The 16,676-nt window shown below is 36.8% G+C and carries 16 protein-coding genes and 1 pseudogene; 3 read left to right on the top strand and 14 right to left on the bottom strand.

Going from position 1 to position 16,676, the window contains the following annotated elements:
• Window positions 1-7 precede the first annotated feature (7 nt).
• The 8 genes from mvaD to NKG37_RS11510 form a co-directional block, all read right to left on the bottom strand.
• Entirely contained in the window at window positions 8-988 is a 981-nt protein-coding gene (gene mvaD, locus NKG37_RS11545) for a diphosphomevalonate decarboxylase (protein ID WP_224427462.1), read from the bottom strand.
• Window positions 989-1,011: 23 nt separating this feature from the next.
• Window positions 1,012-1,962 carry a mevalonate kinase gene (mvk, locus tag NKG37_RS11540; RefSeq protein WP_224427461.1) on the bottom strand — a complete coding sequence of 317 codons (951 nt, stop codon included), beginning with the start codon at window positions 1,960-1,962 and terminating at the stop codon, window positions 1,012-1,014.
• Between the two features lie 63 nt (window positions 1,963-2,025).
• Complete coding sequence (locus NKG37_RS11535) at window positions 2,026-3,375, bottom strand: tripartite tricarboxylate transporter permease (protein WP_224427460.1); 1,350 nt, start codon at window positions 3,373-3,375, stop codon at window positions 2,026-2,028.
• Window positions 3,375-3,620: a hypothetical protein gene (locus tag NKG37_RS11530; protein WP_101730469.1), complete on the bottom strand. Its 246-nt coding sequence runs from the start codon at window positions 3,618-3,620 to the stop codon at window positions 3,375-3,377. Before NKG37_RS11530 ends, NKG37_RS11535 begins: the two co-directional genes overlap by 1 nt.
• Window positions 3,621-4,031: 411 nt before the next feature.
• The gene (locus NKG37_RS11525) at window positions 4,032-4,781 is read right to left on the bottom strand and encodes an ABC transporter permease (RefSeq protein ID WP_254416235.1); all 750 of its coding nucleotides are present in this window, start codon (window positions 4,779-4,781) and stop codon (window positions 4,032-4,034) included.
• A complete protein-coding gene (locus NKG37_RS11520) occupies window positions 4,782-5,543 on the bottom strand; it encodes an ABC transporter ATP-binding protein (RefSeq protein ID WP_101730471.1) in 762 nt (253 codons plus the stop codon).
• 224 nt (window positions 5,544-5,767) lie between these two features.
• Window positions 5,768-6,106, bottom strand: a complete 339-nt coding sequence (locus tag NKG37_RS11515) for a DUF1048 domain-containing protein (protein ID WP_101730472.1) — start codon at window positions 6,104-6,106, stop codon at window positions 5,768-5,770.
• A 17-nt stretch (window positions 6,107-6,123) separates the two neighbouring features.
• Window positions 6,124-6,450 carry a PadR family transcriptional regulator gene (locus NKG37_RS11510; RefSeq protein ID WP_101730473.1) on the bottom strand — a complete coding sequence of 109 codons (327 nt, stop codon included), beginning with the start codon at window positions 6,448-6,450 and terminating at the stop codon, window positions 6,124-6,126.
• A 442-nt stretch (window positions 6,451-6,892) separates the two neighbouring features.
• On the opposite strand from NKG37_RS11510, the gene NKG37_RS11505 reads away from it, so the two are divergent.
• From NKG37_RS11505 to NKG37_RS11495, 3 genes are all read left to right on the top strand, one after another.
• Window positions 6,893-7,924 carry a Delta(5) desaturase DesA gene (locus NKG37_RS11505; RefSeq protein ID WP_254416234.1) on the top strand — a complete coding sequence of 344 codons (1,032 nt, stop codon included), beginning with the start codon at window positions 6,893-6,895 and terminating at the stop codon, window positions 7,922-7,924.
• 131 nt (window positions 7,925-8,055) lie between these two features.
• Window positions 8,056-9,189: a sensor histidine kinase gene (locus NKG37_RS11500; RefSeq protein ID WP_224428597.1), complete on the top strand. Its 1,134-nt coding sequence runs from the start codon at window positions 8,056-8,058 to the stop codon at window positions 9,187-9,189.
• Window positions 9,186-9,785, top strand: a complete 600-nt coding sequence (locus NKG37_RS11495) for a response regulator transcription factor (RefSeq protein ID WP_016204127.1) — start codon at window positions 9,186-9,188, stop codon at window positions 9,783-9,785. Before NKG37_RS11500 ends, NKG37_RS11495 begins: the two co-directional genes overlap by 4 nt.
• Window positions 9,786-10,387: 602 nt before the next feature.
• On the opposite strand, the gene NKG37_RS11490 is transcribed toward NKG37_RS11495, so the two are convergent.
• The 6 genes and pseudogenes from NKG37_RS11490 to NKG37_RS11465 form a co-directional block, all read right to left on the bottom strand.
• Entirely contained in the window at window positions 10,388-11,104 is a 717-nt protein-coding gene (locus NKG37_RS11490) for a dihydropteridine reductase (protein ID WP_101730475.1), read from the bottom strand.
• A 1,083-nt stretch (window positions 11,105-12,187) separates the two neighbouring features.
• Entirely contained in the window at window positions 12,188-13,567 is a 1,380-nt protein-coding gene (locus NKG37_RS11485; RefSeq protein WP_101730476.1) for a sensor histidine kinase, read from the bottom strand.
• Window positions 13,564-14,244, bottom strand: a complete 681-nt coding sequence (locus tag NKG37_RS11480) for a response regulator transcription factor (RefSeq protein ID WP_254416233.1) — start codon at window positions 14,242-14,244, stop codon at window positions 13,564-13,566. Before NKG37_RS11480 ends, NKG37_RS11485 begins: the two co-directional genes overlap by 4 nt.
• A 138-nt stretch (window positions 14,245-14,382) precedes the next feature.
• Complete coding sequence (locus NKG37_RS11475; protein WP_212121374.1) at window positions 14,383-15,069, bottom strand: ABC transporter ATP-binding protein; 687 nt, start codon at window positions 15,067-15,069, stop codon at window positions 14,383-14,385.
• Between the two features lies 1 nt (window position 15,070).
• Window positions 15,071-16,108 carry an ABC transporter permease gene (locus NKG37_RS11470; protein WP_254416232.1) on the bottom strand — a complete coding sequence of 346 codons (1,038 nt, stop codon included), beginning with the start codon at window positions 16,106-16,108 and terminating at the stop codon, window positions 15,071-15,073.
• Between the two features lie 165 nt (window positions 16,109-16,273).
• A pseudogene (locus tag NKG37_RS11465) lies at window positions 16,274-16,666 on the bottom strand (hypothetical protein); the annotation flags it as partial.
• Between the last annotated feature and the right edge of the window lie 10 nt (window positions 16,667-16,676).

The raw sequence follows: 16,676 nt of genomic DNA, 5'->3' as shown, positions 1-16,676 counted from the left end.
ATCCATTCTATTCAGATAAATACTGAATCCCAGGTCCTGGATGACATACAATCACATCACGAACAGAAGGTAAATCAGCTAGCTTATCTTTTATCATCTGTTCATTCTTAGGTTCACAAAGCACTTTTACATTTGGACCTGCATCAATGGTGAAATAAGCTTCTAAGCCATGTTGGCGCAATTCCATGACCTTTTGCATAACGTCGAACGTTGCACTTTGCCAATATAAAAATGGTGGCTTTGCTCCTAGCATTGTAGCGTGCATTTTCATGGCATTCGCTTCAGCAGTTTCCCCTAGCTTCGTAAAGTCACGAGTGCTAATTGCTTCCTTAATCTGTATTAAATCCTCTTCGATAGTAGCTAACCAGCCATCATAGAATGGCGATGTATCTACTGTCCGTTGCATACCATCTCTGCTCGAAACAGACTTAGGACCAGCTTCCACCACAACAGATAGAACACTCACATCCCACGCTTTTTCGTCTATGATTTGTGTCGCAAACGAATCCGTTCCATCCGTCCTCTCTCCTTTTTGCCATTCCACAAATCCTCCAAAAATAGAGCGAGAAGCAGAACCAGAACCTTGACGAGCTAAAGCAGAAAGCTCTGTACCTGTTAAATCTAATTGTAATGCTTTGCTTGCTGCTGCTGCTAATGCCGCATATCCAGAAGCCGAAGAAGCAAATCCAGCAGCTGTTGGCACATGATTCACCGATGTCACCTTTGCAAAGGTATTGGTACCTGCAAGATTACGTACATGATTTAGAAACGCTGTTATTTTTACTAGCTCATGCTCTGAAACTTGATTTCCATCTAATACGAGGGAATCCTTCTCAAACTGATCAGAAAACTGTACCTTTGTTTCTGTATAAAAATGATCCAATGTAATGGATAAACTACTGTTCATGGGTAAAAACAATTTGGAATCACGTTTTCCCCAATATTTTATTAATGCAATATTCGTGTGAGCTCGAGCGATCGCTTCCATTAACCACACTCCTCATTTTATAATTAGCATTTAGCTATCGTGTATTGCCATGTTCGAGCAGCACCAGCTTCTATCAAGGCTTCCTCAACCTTTTTGCCGATAGTCTCATTTTCTACTAGCGCCAAAATACAACCACCACGGCCACCACCTGTTAATTTCGCGCCTATTGCTCCAGAAGTTCGAGCCGTATCGACGAGATGATCTAATCCTTCATCACTGACACCTAACAAGGCTAAATGATGGTGTGCTAGGTTTAATTTTTCGCCAACCTTTTGATAATCACCAACTGCTAGTCCTAAACGAACCTCTTCCGTCCATTTGCCAAGTAGTGTAATGGATTCCTCGATTTTTTCTGGTTTCATTTCGTACTTATCACGAATCGATTTAACTGCTGAATAAGTATCGCCAACCCTGCCGCTATCTGCTACGACCAAATGAAAGGGAGCACCTATTTTCACACTTTCAACCTCTTGTTGTTTTTGAAACCAAATTGGATTGGCGCTAGATGCCGCCATCATATCAATTCCACTTGGCGTTCCGTGAGCAAATTTTTCCGCACACTCCACCAATGTCATCAGTTGACTATGCTTGGGCTTTTGATTAAAAAAGGCAAAAAGACCGCGAACAAGTGCAATCGCAATCGCTGCACTTGAACCTAATCCCCGTCCAATTGGAATCGAGGATGCAATTTGAATTTTTAATCCTGAAGAACGTTGCTCAAGAACCTTTAATGTTTGGATGACACAATCACCAATTCCCTCCATCTTTTCAGGAATCTGTTCTATCGGCCCTTGATAAAAGGGACTTTCGATATGTATCGTATTTCCCCCGATATTTTTCACTGTTACTTTTACTTCTATTTGTTTAAATGGAAAAGCAATTGCCGGTTGTCCGTAAACAACCGAGTGTTCTCCAATTAAAATCAATTTACTATGTGCTCGGCCTACCGCAACTTTTTGTGGAGTTTCAAGCATCGATATCCCCACTTTCATAGAAATATTGGATGTTCATCTAGATGAATATCTCTTGTCTAATTTTTAAAACCAAGTAATAATCCATGGCGCTGAATAAAGGATCATAAACTGTACGCCATAATTCACGCCCCATCGATGAAGCATACCAGCAAATAACCCAATGACTAGAACACCGATAATATTGATAAAACCAGCGTCCATAAAAGCTAATAATAGCACAAGTCCAAAAAATAGTCCTAGGATTGCTTCGTGGGGAACCCACCGGAACACAAAAGCACAGATTTTGTGGGCATATTTTACGGTAACAAAATACGTGATCGCAAGGGCAATCGTTGCACCAATGAGAGTTGCCCAGACAAAGTCTGCATTCGATAAGAGGTGATGCAGATTATGCTCTGTTGTAAACACTGGCGGTGCATTAAAAAGTGCATTTGCTGGACCAATCGCCATTGGAGACAATGGGATACCGAGTGCAATTAACGGAATCAAGGTTCCAGAAATATAGGTAGCATTAGTCAGCCCCTCCATAGACGCGATAGCTACAGAAGCTTTTTTCACCGGATCTTTGACCCTGCTTGAAAAAAGTTCTCCAAGGAAAATAGTCATGCCAACAGGGCTCATAATAAAGGTAATCGAGCCAATAAAACTAGCAAGCATACTCGATCCAGTTTCCTGTTTTGTCAATAGTTTAAAGGGACTGGGGAATCCTTTAATGGTATTAGTGTGCGCAAAACTAATCGTTTTGTTTGGATATCTTGGCATACTAGCTCGTTTTTCTTTATGTAAAAGTTCAAACAATGTCAGAATGACGGGACCGATTGTGATTCCTAAGAAGAAAGAAGTGAAGACATTCGTTCCCTCTGGTACAACGCCAATTCCCCAATAAAGATAGCGCAAGCCTTCAATTAATAGAGCAAACGGAAAAATCGATACAAGTGCTAACAACTTATTTTTTGTCATTAATGCAAGTAAAACGGCACCAATGAAAAAGAGAGGATTTGCGTATTCTTTGATGACATCAGAAAATGGGATTAAAGCTTGTGCCATCAGTAAACTTACGGGAACCGAAACGAGCGTCCCGATGACAGAACCGGATGCCATTTTGCGAATACTGATATCAGGCATGCCATGTTTTTTTAACACGAGTGCATGCTCCACCATCGGAGTCGCCATCACCCCGCCAGGAATACCAGCGAGAGCAACCGGAATCGAATCTGTTACTTTATTGGCCACAATCGCAGAAATAAAGAAGGTTAAAACTACAATTGGCTCTACCCCTGCCAATACGATCGCTAACGTCACCGGTGCTAAAACAGCCGTTTCATCTGTCCCTGGCGCAACGCCGATTATTGTATATAAAACAGCTGCTAAAACGGCAGCAGCAATCATCTCTATAATTAATACGATGTCCATTATTTTTCTCCTGTTCTCTCGAAGTTTCGTTTTGGTTTAATAATAATACTGCAAATGATAAAACCGATAATGGCACCAGAAAGTCCGAAAAATAATGGCTTTGGCGCTTCATTTGGAGCTATAAAATAGGCTCCCATAGTCGTTATACTACAAATTACTAGTGCGATAACTAAATCTTTTATGTTAATAAGATCCTCCCAAACCTCAATATTATCGTTTTCATCTTGATTATGTTTATTTGTCATATAATCAGACTCCTTATAGTTAATGATCAGAAATGAGCATACTGCTAGGTTCTGTTTCCCCAGGTAGATTATACACTAAAGTACATTAAATGAAAATGATTCTCATTTAAATTATGTAAATAAAAATATGCTTCCATGGTTGTTATACCACAAATGACAAATGTTATAACCCATTCTTTAATTCGATTATATACATTCCTATTATTCATGTATCTTGGTTATTTATATATATCTTTTTCCTTCCAATAAAAAAACGATGAATTACATTCAAGCTTGAATGTATCCATAGTTTCTAAAGTTAATGATCAAAAATTAAATTTTCTTCCTGTTACCTTGATTTGCGAGAAGTGATCGAAAACAGCCAAATCAAATAGATTTGGCAAAGTAACTAACTAATGATTTTACAAGTCCTTATCCTAACTGGCGCTTAAATGCTTTACTAGCGAATAAATAGGCAATGGCCATGATGCCGACACACCAGGCAAGGGCTATCCAAATATCGTCGCCAACAGTCCCTTCATACAAGAGAGCACGGATTGCATTCACAATGGAAGTCACAGGCTGATTTTCAGCGAATGCACGGACAAATTTAGGCATCGTTTCAGTAGGGACAAAGGCTGAACTAATAAACGGTAGGAAAATCAGCGGATATGAATAGGCTGTCGCTCCTTCCATAGAGCTAGCTCTTAATCCGGGAATGACCGCAAGCCATGTTAGTGCCAAAGTGAACAGTCCAAGTATCCCAGCTACTGCAAACCAATCTAGAATATTAGCGCTAGAACGGAATCCCATCAAGAGCGCAACGAGGATAACGATCACGACAGTAAGCATATTAGAAACAATCGAAGTTAACACGTGAGCCCACAATATGGACGAGCGCTTAATCGGCATCGTAACAAAACGAGCCATTAACCCGCTCTTTACATCCGTAAAAAGCCGTAGCGAAGTATAAGCGACACCGGATGCGATAGCCATCAGCAGGATTCCCGGCAATAAATAATTGACGTAGTTGTTCGTGCCTGTCTCTATGGCTCCACCGAATACGTAGACAAACAGCAACATCATCATAATAGGCGTAATCGCCACTGTGATAATCGTATCTGGACTGCGCATAATATTGCGCATTAAACGCTCTAGTAATACCCCTGTTTCGCTTTTCATTTAAAGCTCCTCCTTTTTGCCAATAATCGCTAGAAAAATTTCCTCCAACGTCGGCTGCTTCTCGATATACTCCACTTTTGCTGGTGGGAACATCTCTTTAAGTTCGGTAAGCGTACCAGTAGTAATGATTCTTCCACCATGTAAGATGGCGATACGATTTGCTAGTTGTTCCGCTTCTTCCAGATACTGAGTCGTGAGCAAGATAGTTGTGCCTCCATCGGCAAGCTCCTTAACGGTCTCCCAAACTTCGAGCCTTGCTTCGGGGTCCAGTCCTGTCGTTGGTTCGTCGAGAAAAATGACTGATGGTGTCCCGATTAGGCTCATGGCGATGTCAAGCCGGCGCTTCATTCCGCCAGAGTACTGATCTGCCCGTCGATTAGCTGCATCAGTCAAGCTGAATCTTGCAAGCAGATGGTCGACTACTTCAGCGGGATTGGAAATTCCCCGTAACCTGGCCATCATCAGCAGATTTTCTCTCCCTGTTAACATGCCGTCTAAGGCTGCGAACTGCCCTGTTAGGCTAATGCATTGGCGAACATAATCCGGTTGACGCTGGACGTCAAAGCCGCAAATGGTTACTTCACCGTCATTGGACTTCATCAATGTCGAAAGGATATTTACCGTCGTCGTCTTGCCCGCTCCATTTGAGCCCAGCAGTGCAAAAATTTCGCCACGCTGCACCTCAAAATCTACGCCCTTTAATATTTCCTTGTCTTTAAAGGATTTCTTTAACCCTTTTACAGAAATCGCTATATTGCTCATCCTATTTCCCCCTTATAAAATGTATAACAGAGCTAGTTCATATTGCGTTTATCTACTTAGTCAGACTTATATTCTGTATTACTTACTACCGAATTAAAAATATAACTGAATAGTTAAGGTGGCAATTCACATTGGTAAAGAACAGCTATTCAGTCGGTATTATTTATTTAGTTTACTTTTTCCATTACTTTCGGTGCTAGGAGGAACCAACTAAAACTCTAACATTAGTCCCGACCAATCGTATCGTTCAACTTCATCCGATGTTTATCCATCCAAGTAGTGGTGTCCTTCAATAGTTCGTCACAAAAAGCAGCTACATCCGCCCCTGTTAGATCAGTAACTTTCTTTCCTTCCGCTGCCCCCACTTCGAAAAGATCGAGAATCCCTCCAAAGATACGTTTGATGTCATTCCAGTCAGAGAGCCCTCCAGAGGTCCACATATATTTTTTTATAGCATTGTAAGCATTGCGATATTCAATTGGAAGTGCCTTACCTCGCTTCTCCATTGCCTTCCATTCCCGTTTGTCATCTAAACTCCCGATAATTTTTTCAATAAGGCTCATATAGCATTATCTCCTTTTCATTTTGTTTTTGTTTGGAGTTCATTAATTTTGCTTGAAACAAACTCCCATTTCTCCCAAAAAGCTTTAAGTTGTTCATGGCCTGCTGCGTTAAGCGTGTAAAATTTTCGTGGTGGTCCCATATTAGACGGCTTTTTCTCAATATCCACCAAATTGTTTTTCTCCAGTCGCATGGTAATCGTATAAACGGTTCCTTCTACTACATCAGTGAAGCCAAGTTCTCGTAGCTGTTGTGTGATTTCATACCCATAAGTTTCCCCACGGCTGATGATTTCAAGCACACAACCCTCAAGCACCCCTTTCAACATTTCCGTAATATTTTCCAAATTTTCAACCCCATTTGTATTTGATTTATTTTTATCAGTATACTATGCTGCAGGTATTATGTGTTACAGATATTAAGTAATACTAACTACCAGTATATAGTATCGCTGAATAGCTATATTTGTCAATAATAAAGGGAAGCTTCCATCAGAGGGGGAGCCTTACTACTTGTTAAGCGTGGGATAATGATAAAAGGAGAAAAACCTCTTGTCTCTCAAACTTCCGCCCAAAATTATAGTTCGGAACGTAGTAACGAAAATGCTTTGTGCTTGCCTTATAAAAGCAAGATGGAACATTTAAATTTAGCAAGCTAATACCGACTTTTTCTGAGTAAGCATATCTCTATATGACAAACGTCATATAACGAACATGACATGTATGTCTGCAAATATGCTTTACTCCTATTTATACTATAGATATCTATTAATAGAAGGGAAGCTCAAAATGAATATAAAAAACTTAAAACAATTGAGAACTGCTGTAGCACCCTTTGAGAAATCCACTGTAAAAATAAGTGTCTGGCAGCTTATCAATACTATTCTGCCCTTTATTTTACTCTGGATTGCAGCCTATAAAAGCTTAAATATTTCTTATATATTAACCTTAGTGATCGCAATAGCTGCAGCAGGATTTTTAGTAAGGATTTTTATCATTTTTCATGATTGCTGCCACTTTTCTTTCTTTAAGAACCGTAAGGCCAATAAGATTCTAGGAACTATTACAGGAATCTTAACATTATTCCCCTATAGCAAATGGCAGCATAGCCATTCTATTCACCATGCAACAAGCAGCAACCTGGATAAGCGCGGAGTTGGCGATTTATGGATGATGACGATAGAGGAGTATGAAAATGCCTCTTTAATGGTAAAAATCCAATATCGTTTATACCGCAATCCGTTCATCATGTTTATATTAGGACCTATTTATGAATTCCTATTAGCTAATCGATTCAACCGTAAAGGGGCTAGATCGAAGGAAAGGTTAAATACGTATGTAACGAATATTTCTATCGTTCTATTAGTAGTTCTTCTTGGAACAACGCTTGGCTGGTCTTCTTTCTTGCTCGTACAGCTGCCGATTTTTCTAATATCCGGATCTGTTGGAATTTGGCTGTTTTATGTGCAGCATACCTTTGAAGACACTTACTTTGAGGAAGATAAAAATTGGGATTACGTAAAGGCTGCTGTAGAAGGAAGCTCCTTCTATCAACTTCCAAAGTGGATGCAATGGCTGACTGGCAATATTGGCTACCACCATGTGCATCATTTAAGTCCAAGAGTTCCTAATTACAACTTAGAGCAAGTCCATAACCAGACAGAACCACTACAAAATGTTCCAACTATAACACTGGCAAGCAGTCTGCGTTCTTTAAAATTCCGTTTGTGGGATGAAAAAGACAAAAAGTTTATCAGTTTTTATGAATGGAAAAAACAAAAGAAATCCCTTTCCATGTCTGCAAGATCAGAAATGCAGTAAAACGGAAAATCTCTTTTGATGGAATCAACTATACTATCTGAGCAGCAATTATAAGGTTTAATGCCATTAATTGCTGCTTGATTATGTTAAAATGGATGAATAACAGCCAATAAATAACGAGGTTCTAAACAATGATAAAAAGATTAGAGATTTTAAAAAAAAGCACTGGCATTTCTCCTTATATTTGGACGTTGCTTACCATTTTGCCCTTTTATTTTATATTCCACGCCTCGGCAGCAGTTGATGTGATAGCTGGCATCATCCTAACCATTTTATTTTTTCTGTTTTACAGAATCGCGTATCTTTCAAAAGGCTGGACGATCTATTTATGGCCATCCTTATTAATTGGGATATCTACTATTGCCATTTATGCATACAGCTATGTGTATTTTTCTTTTTTCCTTTCCTATTTTATCGGCAATATAAAAAAACGGATTCCCTTTTTTATCCTTTACTTTATACACTTAGCAGTTACAACATTCGCGATTTATTTCAAAATTATCATAGGTGATTCCTTGCTGATAAAGCAGCTTCCCTTTGTGCTAATCATCTGGTTTGGCGTTATTTTATTACCCTTAACCATCCAGAACCGTAAAGAGAAGGATCAGCTACAGGAAAAACTGGAAGATGCGAATAAGCGTATTTCTGATTTAGTAAAACTAGAAGAAAGACAGCGAATTGCCAGAGATCTTCATGATACTCTTGGACAAAAACTATCCCTTATTGGTTTAAAAAGTGATTTAGCAAGAAAGCTAGTTTATAAGGATCCAGAGCAAGCCCGACTGGAACTGAAAGATATTCAGCATGCTTCTAGAACAGCATTAAATGAAGTCAGGAAGATGGTTTCTGAAATGCGTGGCATAAAATTAAAAGACGAGCTCCTCCTCGTCAAAAAAATAGTTGGAGCAGCTGAAATAAGCCTTACTTACGATATAGCTTCCAATCTAAGAATTTCATCGATTGCAGAAAACATTATTAGCATGTGCTTAAAAGAAGCCGTTACAAATGTGGTACGACATAGCCATGCAACCACCTGCAGCATAAGCATCAGTCAAAATAAAAAAGAAACAATCATGGAAATCAAAGATAATGGAACTACTCCTTTTAAGAAGGAAGATGCTCACAAAGGAAGCGGATTGGCGGGCATGAGAGAAAGATTGGATTTTATCAACGGCACTTTAGAAATTACCGCCAATGAGGGAACAATAGTAAAAATCGCCGTTCCACGGGATGGAAAAATAATAGAAAAGGAGGACTTATTATGATCCGCATTGTCATTGCTGAAGACCAACGCCTTCTTTTAGGGGCATTGGGTTCATTACTTGATCTGGAAGAGGATATCACGGTTGTCGGCAAAGCAAACAATGGTGAAGAAGCAATCCAGCTAGTCAAAGAGAAAAATCCTGATATTTGTATAATGGACATAGAAATGCCTGCTAAAACAGGTTTAGAAGCAGCTGAAGAACTGATGAGCCATCCGTGCAAGGTCATTATTTTAACTACCTTTGCCAGATCTGGCTATTTCCAGCGTGCATTGAAAGCTGGCGTATCGGCTTATTTGCTCAAGGATAGTCCAAGCGACGATTTGGCAAATAGCATCCGCAGTGTGATGGAAGGTAGAAGAATTTACGCACCAGAATTGGTTGATGATGTCTACAAAGAAGAAAATCCCCTTACAGAACGGGAAAAAGAAGTTCTTATGCTAGTTGCGAGCGGCAAAAACACAAAAGAAATTGCCCAAGAGCTATCCATTAAAACAGGAACCGTGCGTAACTATATCAGCATGATACTAGATAAACTAGAAGTAAAAAACCGAATAGAAGCCATCACCAGATTTAAGGAAAAAGGATGGTTTAAATGAGGCTGGGACATAAGTATTCCAGTCATAGATAAACCCGAACAACTATCAAATAATCCTAAATGATTGTTCGGGTTTTATTAGTTTTATAAAAGGCTGTTTCAGTACAGTTAGTGTTAATATCCGCAGCCTGAATACACTTCGCTTTCCATGGGGCGAGCGCCGAGCCGCTTCGGCCTATGGCCTGCAGGGTCTCGGACTTTCTCGCAGCTCCCATAGGAGTCTACGTGTATTCAGGCTGCTCCATATTTCCTACTAATTCATTTTTTCTAAAAAAACAATATTTTTTAGGGAATTGCCTTTAAAAACAGAGTGGAATGGAGCGGAAGACACTCGACTCCTGCGGGAAGTAGAGCAAAACCTAAGACCCCACAGGCTTTAGCCGAGGAGGCTTAGGTTGCTCCCCGCGGAAAGCGAGTTTCTGTAGCGCAATGGAACGAATTAGTTTTTACACTTGACTATATTTAAAAACATAAATAACCATTGTATAAAAGGAACCTTTATTTAAGAGATAAATTAGAGATTGTTCGTCTTTACAGATTGGCTATCTAGTTTTGTCCCAGCCTCATTTTTTATTTACAATCACCATTTTTCATAAATTCCGCTTAAAGGGACGATTCAATTGAAAAAAAATTAGGCAATTCTTGTGCACGCTTATCAAGCATAATCTGTTCTGGCTTGATACCCTGTTCACGCAATACTTCAATGTTTTGCACAAGGAAGTCGTCACTGCCAACAATATAGAAAAGACCATCCTTGTCTGCAGCAAGATTTTTCACTTCTTCATAATAATCTTTACGGTTATCGACGAACTGTGCCTCGAACTTCTTATCAGGTGCAGATGTAAAAATATCGGTGAATAAGAAAGCTTTTGACGAATCGATGTTCAAAGAATGAATCTGATTGACGTTGTCAGCACGTTCGAAATAATCCAATACAATCGGTCTATAAGTTGCCAGACCGACACCTGATGACAGCAGGTAAACATTTTTGTCTTCTCTTTTCAGCGGTAAATTCGAATGAGTTTTAAATATGGCAACTTCATTGCCGACTTCAAGGCTTCTTAAAATCGATTTAAACTCAGAACACTGCTCTCTGATGCGTGTTGTGATCCCGATTGCATTTTCGTGCGGTAAGGAAGAGATGGACATATGGCGAATCAGACTACGGTTTGGTTTGTCTCCGGCATTGAAACCCTTCAGTGCGAAATGGGTGTGGGAACCTTCTTCCCATGTAAAGTCTTTCGGACGGTCGAGTAGGTACGTTTTAACCTCTGGCGTTTCCTCAATAATCTTATTTATTTTAGTCCAGTATATTTGCATGTATATTCTCCTTACTCCATTATTTGTATCGTACTATCTAATATACAGCAAATGATAACAGTTCTCAATTAAAAAGATTAATTATTTCAGATAATTTATTAAGTATTCTCGATTGCTGAACAATGATTAATTTATACTCCGCCAAGCGAAAAGGAACGATTCAACGTGTTTTTGCATCCATAAACTTGAAGAAATGAAAAAACGGATTTAGGTAATTCAGAAATGGCCTAAGAAGAATGAAAAGAATAGATCAAGATACAATTAAATAATAAATAAGAAATCCGGAATTACAAAAGGAGACCAAAATAAAAACATTCTGATCCCCTTTTATCTACAAACTGTCATTAAATAGTTAATTTTTTTTCTTTTTGAATAATAGTATCGATAGAGTAATTGTTGCATATAAAAATAAAATAATGGTAGAAACCCTTGGAAAATTACTAATTGTTATTTTTTGATAAATTTCTATTATCGAATAGAATAAGACAATAATACTGATAATTATTAAAGAAATCGACAGTACACTTTGTTTATTTTTCATAGTACACATTTCCTCATAGTTATTATTTCCAACGTTTTTCCGAACCAGGAATATCTTCATATGAATACATCGTTTTGGTTGATAAATTTAAATATTGAACCATCGAGACAATTACTGAAACACCCGGTATACTTTTTAAATATTTTTTTAAAAACTTTGTGATGTTTGCAACAGTTGGATTTTTTATAGATTTAAATGCTTGATCTATTACACCTATAAATAATAAATCTTTAAGAACACCAATTTCAAAACTTCTAAGTGAATCGACATTTCTGGTAAATTGATCAAAATATTTATTGTAAGAATTAAGTGTTTTTTCCCTGCTTACTTCTCTAGCCTTCCCCCCTCCAAGCTGAAAGACACTGAAAAAGTAGTTTTAGTCGTATAGTCCCCCCATTAATAAAGAAAACGTCTAATTTTTATATCATGAAATTAGACGTTCATGCGTATTAAAAACGTAAGCCCCGGTTAGTTAAGTTTAATTCTTCACAAATTTTCCAAATAGAATATTAATCCTATTGGATTAATACACTAAATTTCTATCATAACAACGGTATTCTTACAATAAAGATGGATCCTTCTCCTTCTTTACTTTTGACCGTCACGTGTCCGCCATGTAGTTTCACTATATTCTCAACAATAGCTAAGCCTAAACCTGTTCCTGCAACTGTTCTTATCCGAGCCTTATCTGCTCTGTAAAATCGGTCGAAAATTCTTTTTAATTCCTTTTGCCTCATTCCTATCCCAGTATCTTCAAATGTAACAGTAATTACTTCATCTTTCTCTGTAACTGATATGTCTATGCTACCATTTTGTTTATTATATTTAATAGCATTTGACAACAAATTGTCCCATACATTATTTAACAAGGAGGGATCGCCACAAATTTCTATATCCGGAATAGAGTAACTAAGCATTATTTCCTTTTCATTAATTAACCATTGGTAGTGAGATACTAATTCTCTTAGTTGACTTCCTAAATTGAAATTCTTTTTCTTCAGTATATTTTCATCTCTATCCAATGATGCCAGTAACAATAATTGTTTGGTTAAAATAGATAATCGTTTAATTTCACCATTAATAATAGAGATATACTTATTTCTGACATTATCAGATAATGACTTACTTTCCAATAAATTTGTATATCCTTTAATGTTGGACAATGGTGATTGAATATCGTGTGATATATTTGAAATAAATTCTCTTCTTACATCTTCCATTTGTTCTAACTTTTTCGCCATACTCAAAAAGCTAGCAGTTAATTGTCCTAATTCATCTTTCCGAGTCACGGGTAGATCCACATGGAATTGTCCACTTGCTAATAATTTGGTTGCGTGAGTTAGCTTTGCAATCGGCTTTATTAAATACTTGGTACTGAATACTACCAAAACAATACTCAAAGTAATGGAAAGTATTAATATCCATGCAAACAAAAAGTGCATTTCATTAAAAAGTAGTTTTATATCTGGCCTTATAAATAAAGCATAATCTTTATCTTTAAATTTAAGTGGAACCCCAATAGTATTTTTTAACTCATTTGCAAAAAATCCAGTTACAAACGTTTTGTTTGGAAAATTAAGCATCCCATGATAAATATCTCCGCTTAGCACAGATTCTATTGATATAGCAGAAAGAGTTTTATCTCTAAAGGAAGCCCCATAATAAGTTTCTGTGCCATTTCTATCAACAAGGTAGACTTGATATCCGACATCCGAGATATTCTCTAAGTAATCGTTAAGTACCATATTTGGATTATTGTCTATAAAGGAAGCAATCGATTCGGCAATCTTGGTGTTTTTTTGATCGTTAACAGGCTTTAATTTCTGATGATAATAGACATTAGATAAAATAAAGGCAATAACACTACTGAAAAGCATTATACCAATAGTGATAACAACAAATTTGACATAAAGTGATCTCATCCACGCCTTGCCTCCAATAAATATCCAACTCCACGAACTGTTTTAATCTGAAAATCATCTGTTAAATTAGAGAATCTTTCCCTCAATCTTTTGATATGAACATCTACTGTTCGTTCATCCCCTTCATATTCTACTCCCCAAACCTGTTCTATTAAATGATTCCTAGATAGAACTTGCATTGGATTCGTAAATAAAAAATATAAAAGTTCAAATTCCTTTAAAGGCAAGATAATAGTCCGATCTCCTATTTGAACCATATAACTTTTCTTATTAATCATCGTATTTCCAATCTGAATAATACTATCATCTTGTTGCTTATCATATCTTCTCAACAACGCTCTTATACGAAAAGCTAATTCCCTTGGTTCAAAAGGCTTAACAAGATAATCATCCGTTCCTGCTTGAAATCCTTGCTCTTTATCTTCCATTTGATTTTTAGCAGTTAACATGATGACAGGAATATCATATTTTTTCCTTATTTCTTTTGTGAGTTCATATCCATCCAGATAAGGCATCATTATATCCACAACCGCTAGTTGACACTGGTGTTTTTGAAGGATTTTAAGTGCTTCCATACCATCTTTGGCTAATAGCACGACATATCCTTGCTGGGATAAGTGAATTTCTACAAGTTTTAAAATATTTATGTCATCATCAACAATTAAAATATTAGGCATACCATATATCTCCTTGAATCTTAGATTATTTAGTCTTTTGTCTTTTGTCTTTTCCTAGCCATTTATACAAATCACAAAAAATACAAGTAAACCTAAAGTTAAACACTTAGGTCTACTATATCATTATTTAATTAGTTATCATCTTTCCTCTTGTAAGATTTGCCCATCACTCATTTCTATAACTTGATCTGCAAATAGAAGCATATCTTCATCGTGTGTAACGAGTAAAGTAGTAATGTTTAATGTTTTTGTTATTTCCCGAATAATTTTCATAATATCTTTAGATTTTTTTGAGTCTAAACTTGCTGTTGGTTCATCTGCAAAGAGAACCTTAGGCTTATGGACGATTGCTCGTGCAATAGCAATACGTTGTTTTTCTCCACCTGATAAGGAAGGTGGATAGGTATTTCTCCTATGTTCCATTTCCACTAAGTTTAATAATCTGTTTACTTCCGTTTTCTTCTGTTGTTTTGTAAGTTTTGATTTTGACACTTCCAACATGAGCATTAGCTGCTCTTCTACAGTTAAAAAAGGAATAAGATGAGAAAATTGAAAGATAAATCCAAATTTGCTTGCTCTTATTTTTCTAACTTGTTCTGAACTCATATTAGCGATATTTTGCTCTTCAAACAAGATTTGGCCACTCGTAGCAGGTTGAAGTCCAGCAGCAATCGTTAACAAGGTACTTTTTCCAGAACCGGAAGCACCTCTTAACGCAGTAACTTCTCCTTCCCTGAGAGAAAGATTAATCCCTTTTAAAATTTGTTCTTTTACTTCCCCATTTATAAAGGTCTTTTTTATATTAGCTAATTTTAGTATGGACATATTACCCTTCTCCTCTTTGTATTGCTTGTAGTGGTTCTACTTTTTTGATTTGAATACCAGAGAGTGTAGCTCCAATAAACCCTATAAAGAGAAACATGATTGACAAAATCACTGTGGTTTCCATAGATAAATAATATGGCATTCCTTTTGGTGCAAAAACATTTAATAGATGGCTAATACTAATAGATATTACCAACGCAACAACAGTAATAAAGCTCATTTGTGTCCACATCATATAAAATAGGCTACTTGTTTTAACACCTATAGCTTTCAGAATTCCAAACAATCCTATTTTTTGTACATTCATCATATAGAAGAAGATAGCAAAGAGCATACCACTGATTACCACTAAAAACCAAATAATCATATTCAAAGTTAATTGTTCTGCTTTATAACTAGAAATAGTATTGAGAAATTCTTTATTTGAGAATGATTGTAAATCATTCGTTTCATCTTGTGAAATAACCTTCTCTGGCATGTATATTAATTGCATCTCGGCTAATTTATATATCTCTTCATAGTCTTTGATATTTATAAAGGCAACTGGTGCATGACTATATTTACTTTGCTCCACAAATCCTTTTACAATAAACTCCCCACTATATTGATTATTCGTTAATGTATCTCCAACTTGTATCCCTTTTTCTTTCATAGAACTGTCTAAAATAATCTCTCCTGCACTAACTTCTGGAAAAAACTTCGAATCAGTAGCTGTAACAAATGAAACACTTCGCTGTTTTCCATCCACATCGTTTAGAAATCCCATTTGAATAGATAGAGCTAGTGCATCTTTTTCTGTATTTAACAGTTTTTCCTGGGTAGTATGATTGATTTTTGAAAGGTTGTATGTTTGATTTGCATCTTTCGTCATATAAAATTCACCATTTGGTAAATGCTTTATTAATGATGCATTATCTTGAGATAACCCATTTGCTAATCCTGATATAATAAATGTTAAAAGGCTAATTAAGAGTACTATTGATCCTAAAATGTAAAACCTTGATTTATTTTTCTTTAATTCTTTCCATGCAATGTTCATTTTCTTTCCTCCCATCTCTTATTAACAACTTTATTTTAAATTCGTTCTGTGAATGAAAGATGAACGGAATGTTACAATTGGAAGGAGGACTTCTATTTTCTGTTATATTCAAACTAAAAGTAAAAAAGAGCATGTGCTACAACATATAACTAGGTTTTATAATATTTAACGGATAATTAAAAGTCGAATGCGGAAAAATATGTGATTTTTTAAAATCAAATTAAAATAAAAAAACTTAACTATCTCAAGTTCTTCTTCTGTTTCACCTGAGCCAGTGTAGTGGAAAGCATCTAGAAAAATGGAATCCATTTTATCTTCATCTACAAAATAACCTAAGTTAATAGTCATTGTTTGCCCTGGCTTGATACTTCCTATGTTGTAAAAGGATTTTCCCTTTCCGTGAGGTTCTAGATAATCAACCTCCCCGGACATAATACTGTGTTCTGCAATTCCTTCTTCACCAGCATAGTTCCATGCATCTTTCTCCGATTTAAGTACCTTCACGGTAGGCGACATATAAATTTCATCTGTTGCCTCTTTACCAACATTTTTTACAGTAGGCAATTTC

The organism is Niallia sp. RD1, from assembly GCF_024219955.1.
GTDB classification, from domain to species: Bacteria; Bacillota; Bacilli; order Bacillales; family Cytobacillaceae; genus Niallia; species Niallia alba.
The sequence above is the reverse complement of the archived record's forward strand: the minus strand, read 5'-3'. Positions and strand labels throughout refer to the sequence as shown.

Excerpts from the sequence above, each read along its gene's own strand:
- mvaD (WP_224427462.1), bottom strand. The coding sequence starts at position 988 with ATGGAAGCGATCGCTCGAGCTCACACGAATATTGCATTAATAAAATAT.
- mvk (WP_224427461.1), bottom strand. The coding sequence starts at position 1,962 with ATGCTTGAAACTCCACAAAAAGTTGCGGTAGGCCGAGCACATAGTAAA.
- NKG37_RS11535 (WP_224427460.1), bottom strand. The coding sequence starts at position 3,375 with ATGGACATCGTATTAATTATAGAGATGATTGCTGCTGCCGTTTTAGCA.
- NKG37_RS11530 (WP_101730469.1), bottom strand. The coding sequence starts at position 3,620 with ATGACAAATAAACATAATCAAGATGAAAACGATAATATTGAGGTTTGG.
- NKG37_RS11525 (WP_254416235.1), bottom strand. The coding sequence starts at position 4,781 with ATGAAAAGCGAAACAGGGGTATTACTAGAGCGTTTAATGCGCAATATT.
- NKG37_RS11520 (WP_101730471.1), bottom strand. The coding sequence starts at position 5,543 with ATGAGCAATATAGCGATTTCTGTAAAAGGGTTAAAGAAATCCTTTAAA.
- NKG37_RS11515 (WP_101730472.1), bottom strand. The coding sequence starts at position 6,106 with ATGAGCCTTATTGAAAAAATTATCGGGAGTTTAGATGACAAACGGGAA.
- NKG37_RS11505 (WP_254416234.1), top strand. The coding sequence starts at position 6,893 with ATGAATATAAAAAACTTAAAACAATTGAGAACTGCTGTAGCACCCTTT.
- NKG37_RS11500 (WP_224428597.1), top strand. The coding sequence starts at position 8,056 with ATGATAAAAAGATTAGAGATTTTAAAAAAAAGCACTGGCATTTCTCCT.
- NKG37_RS11495 (WP_016204127.1), top strand. The coding sequence starts at position 9,186 with ATGATCCGCATTGTCATTGCTGAAGACCAACGCCTTCTTTTAGGGGCA.
- NKG37_RS11490 (WP_101730475.1), bottom strand. The coding sequence starts at position 11,104 with ATGCAAATATACTGGACTAAAATAAATAAGATTATTGAGGAAACGCCA.
- NKG37_RS11485 (WP_101730476.1), bottom strand. The coding sequence starts at position 13,567 with ATGAGATCACTTTATGTCAAATTTGTTGTTATCACTATTGGTATAATG.
- NKG37_RS11480 (WP_254416233.1), bottom strand. The coding sequence starts at position 14,244 with ATGCCTAATATTTTAATTGTTGATGATGACATAAATATTTTAAAACTT.
- NKG37_RS11475 (WP_212121374.1), bottom strand. The coding sequence starts at position 15,069 with ATGTCCATACTAAAATTAGCTAATATAAAAAAGACCTTTATAAATGGG.
- NKG37_RS11470 (WP_254416232.1), bottom strand. The coding sequence starts at position 16,108 with ATGAACATTGCATGGAAAGAATTAAAGAAAAATAAATCAAGGTTTTAC.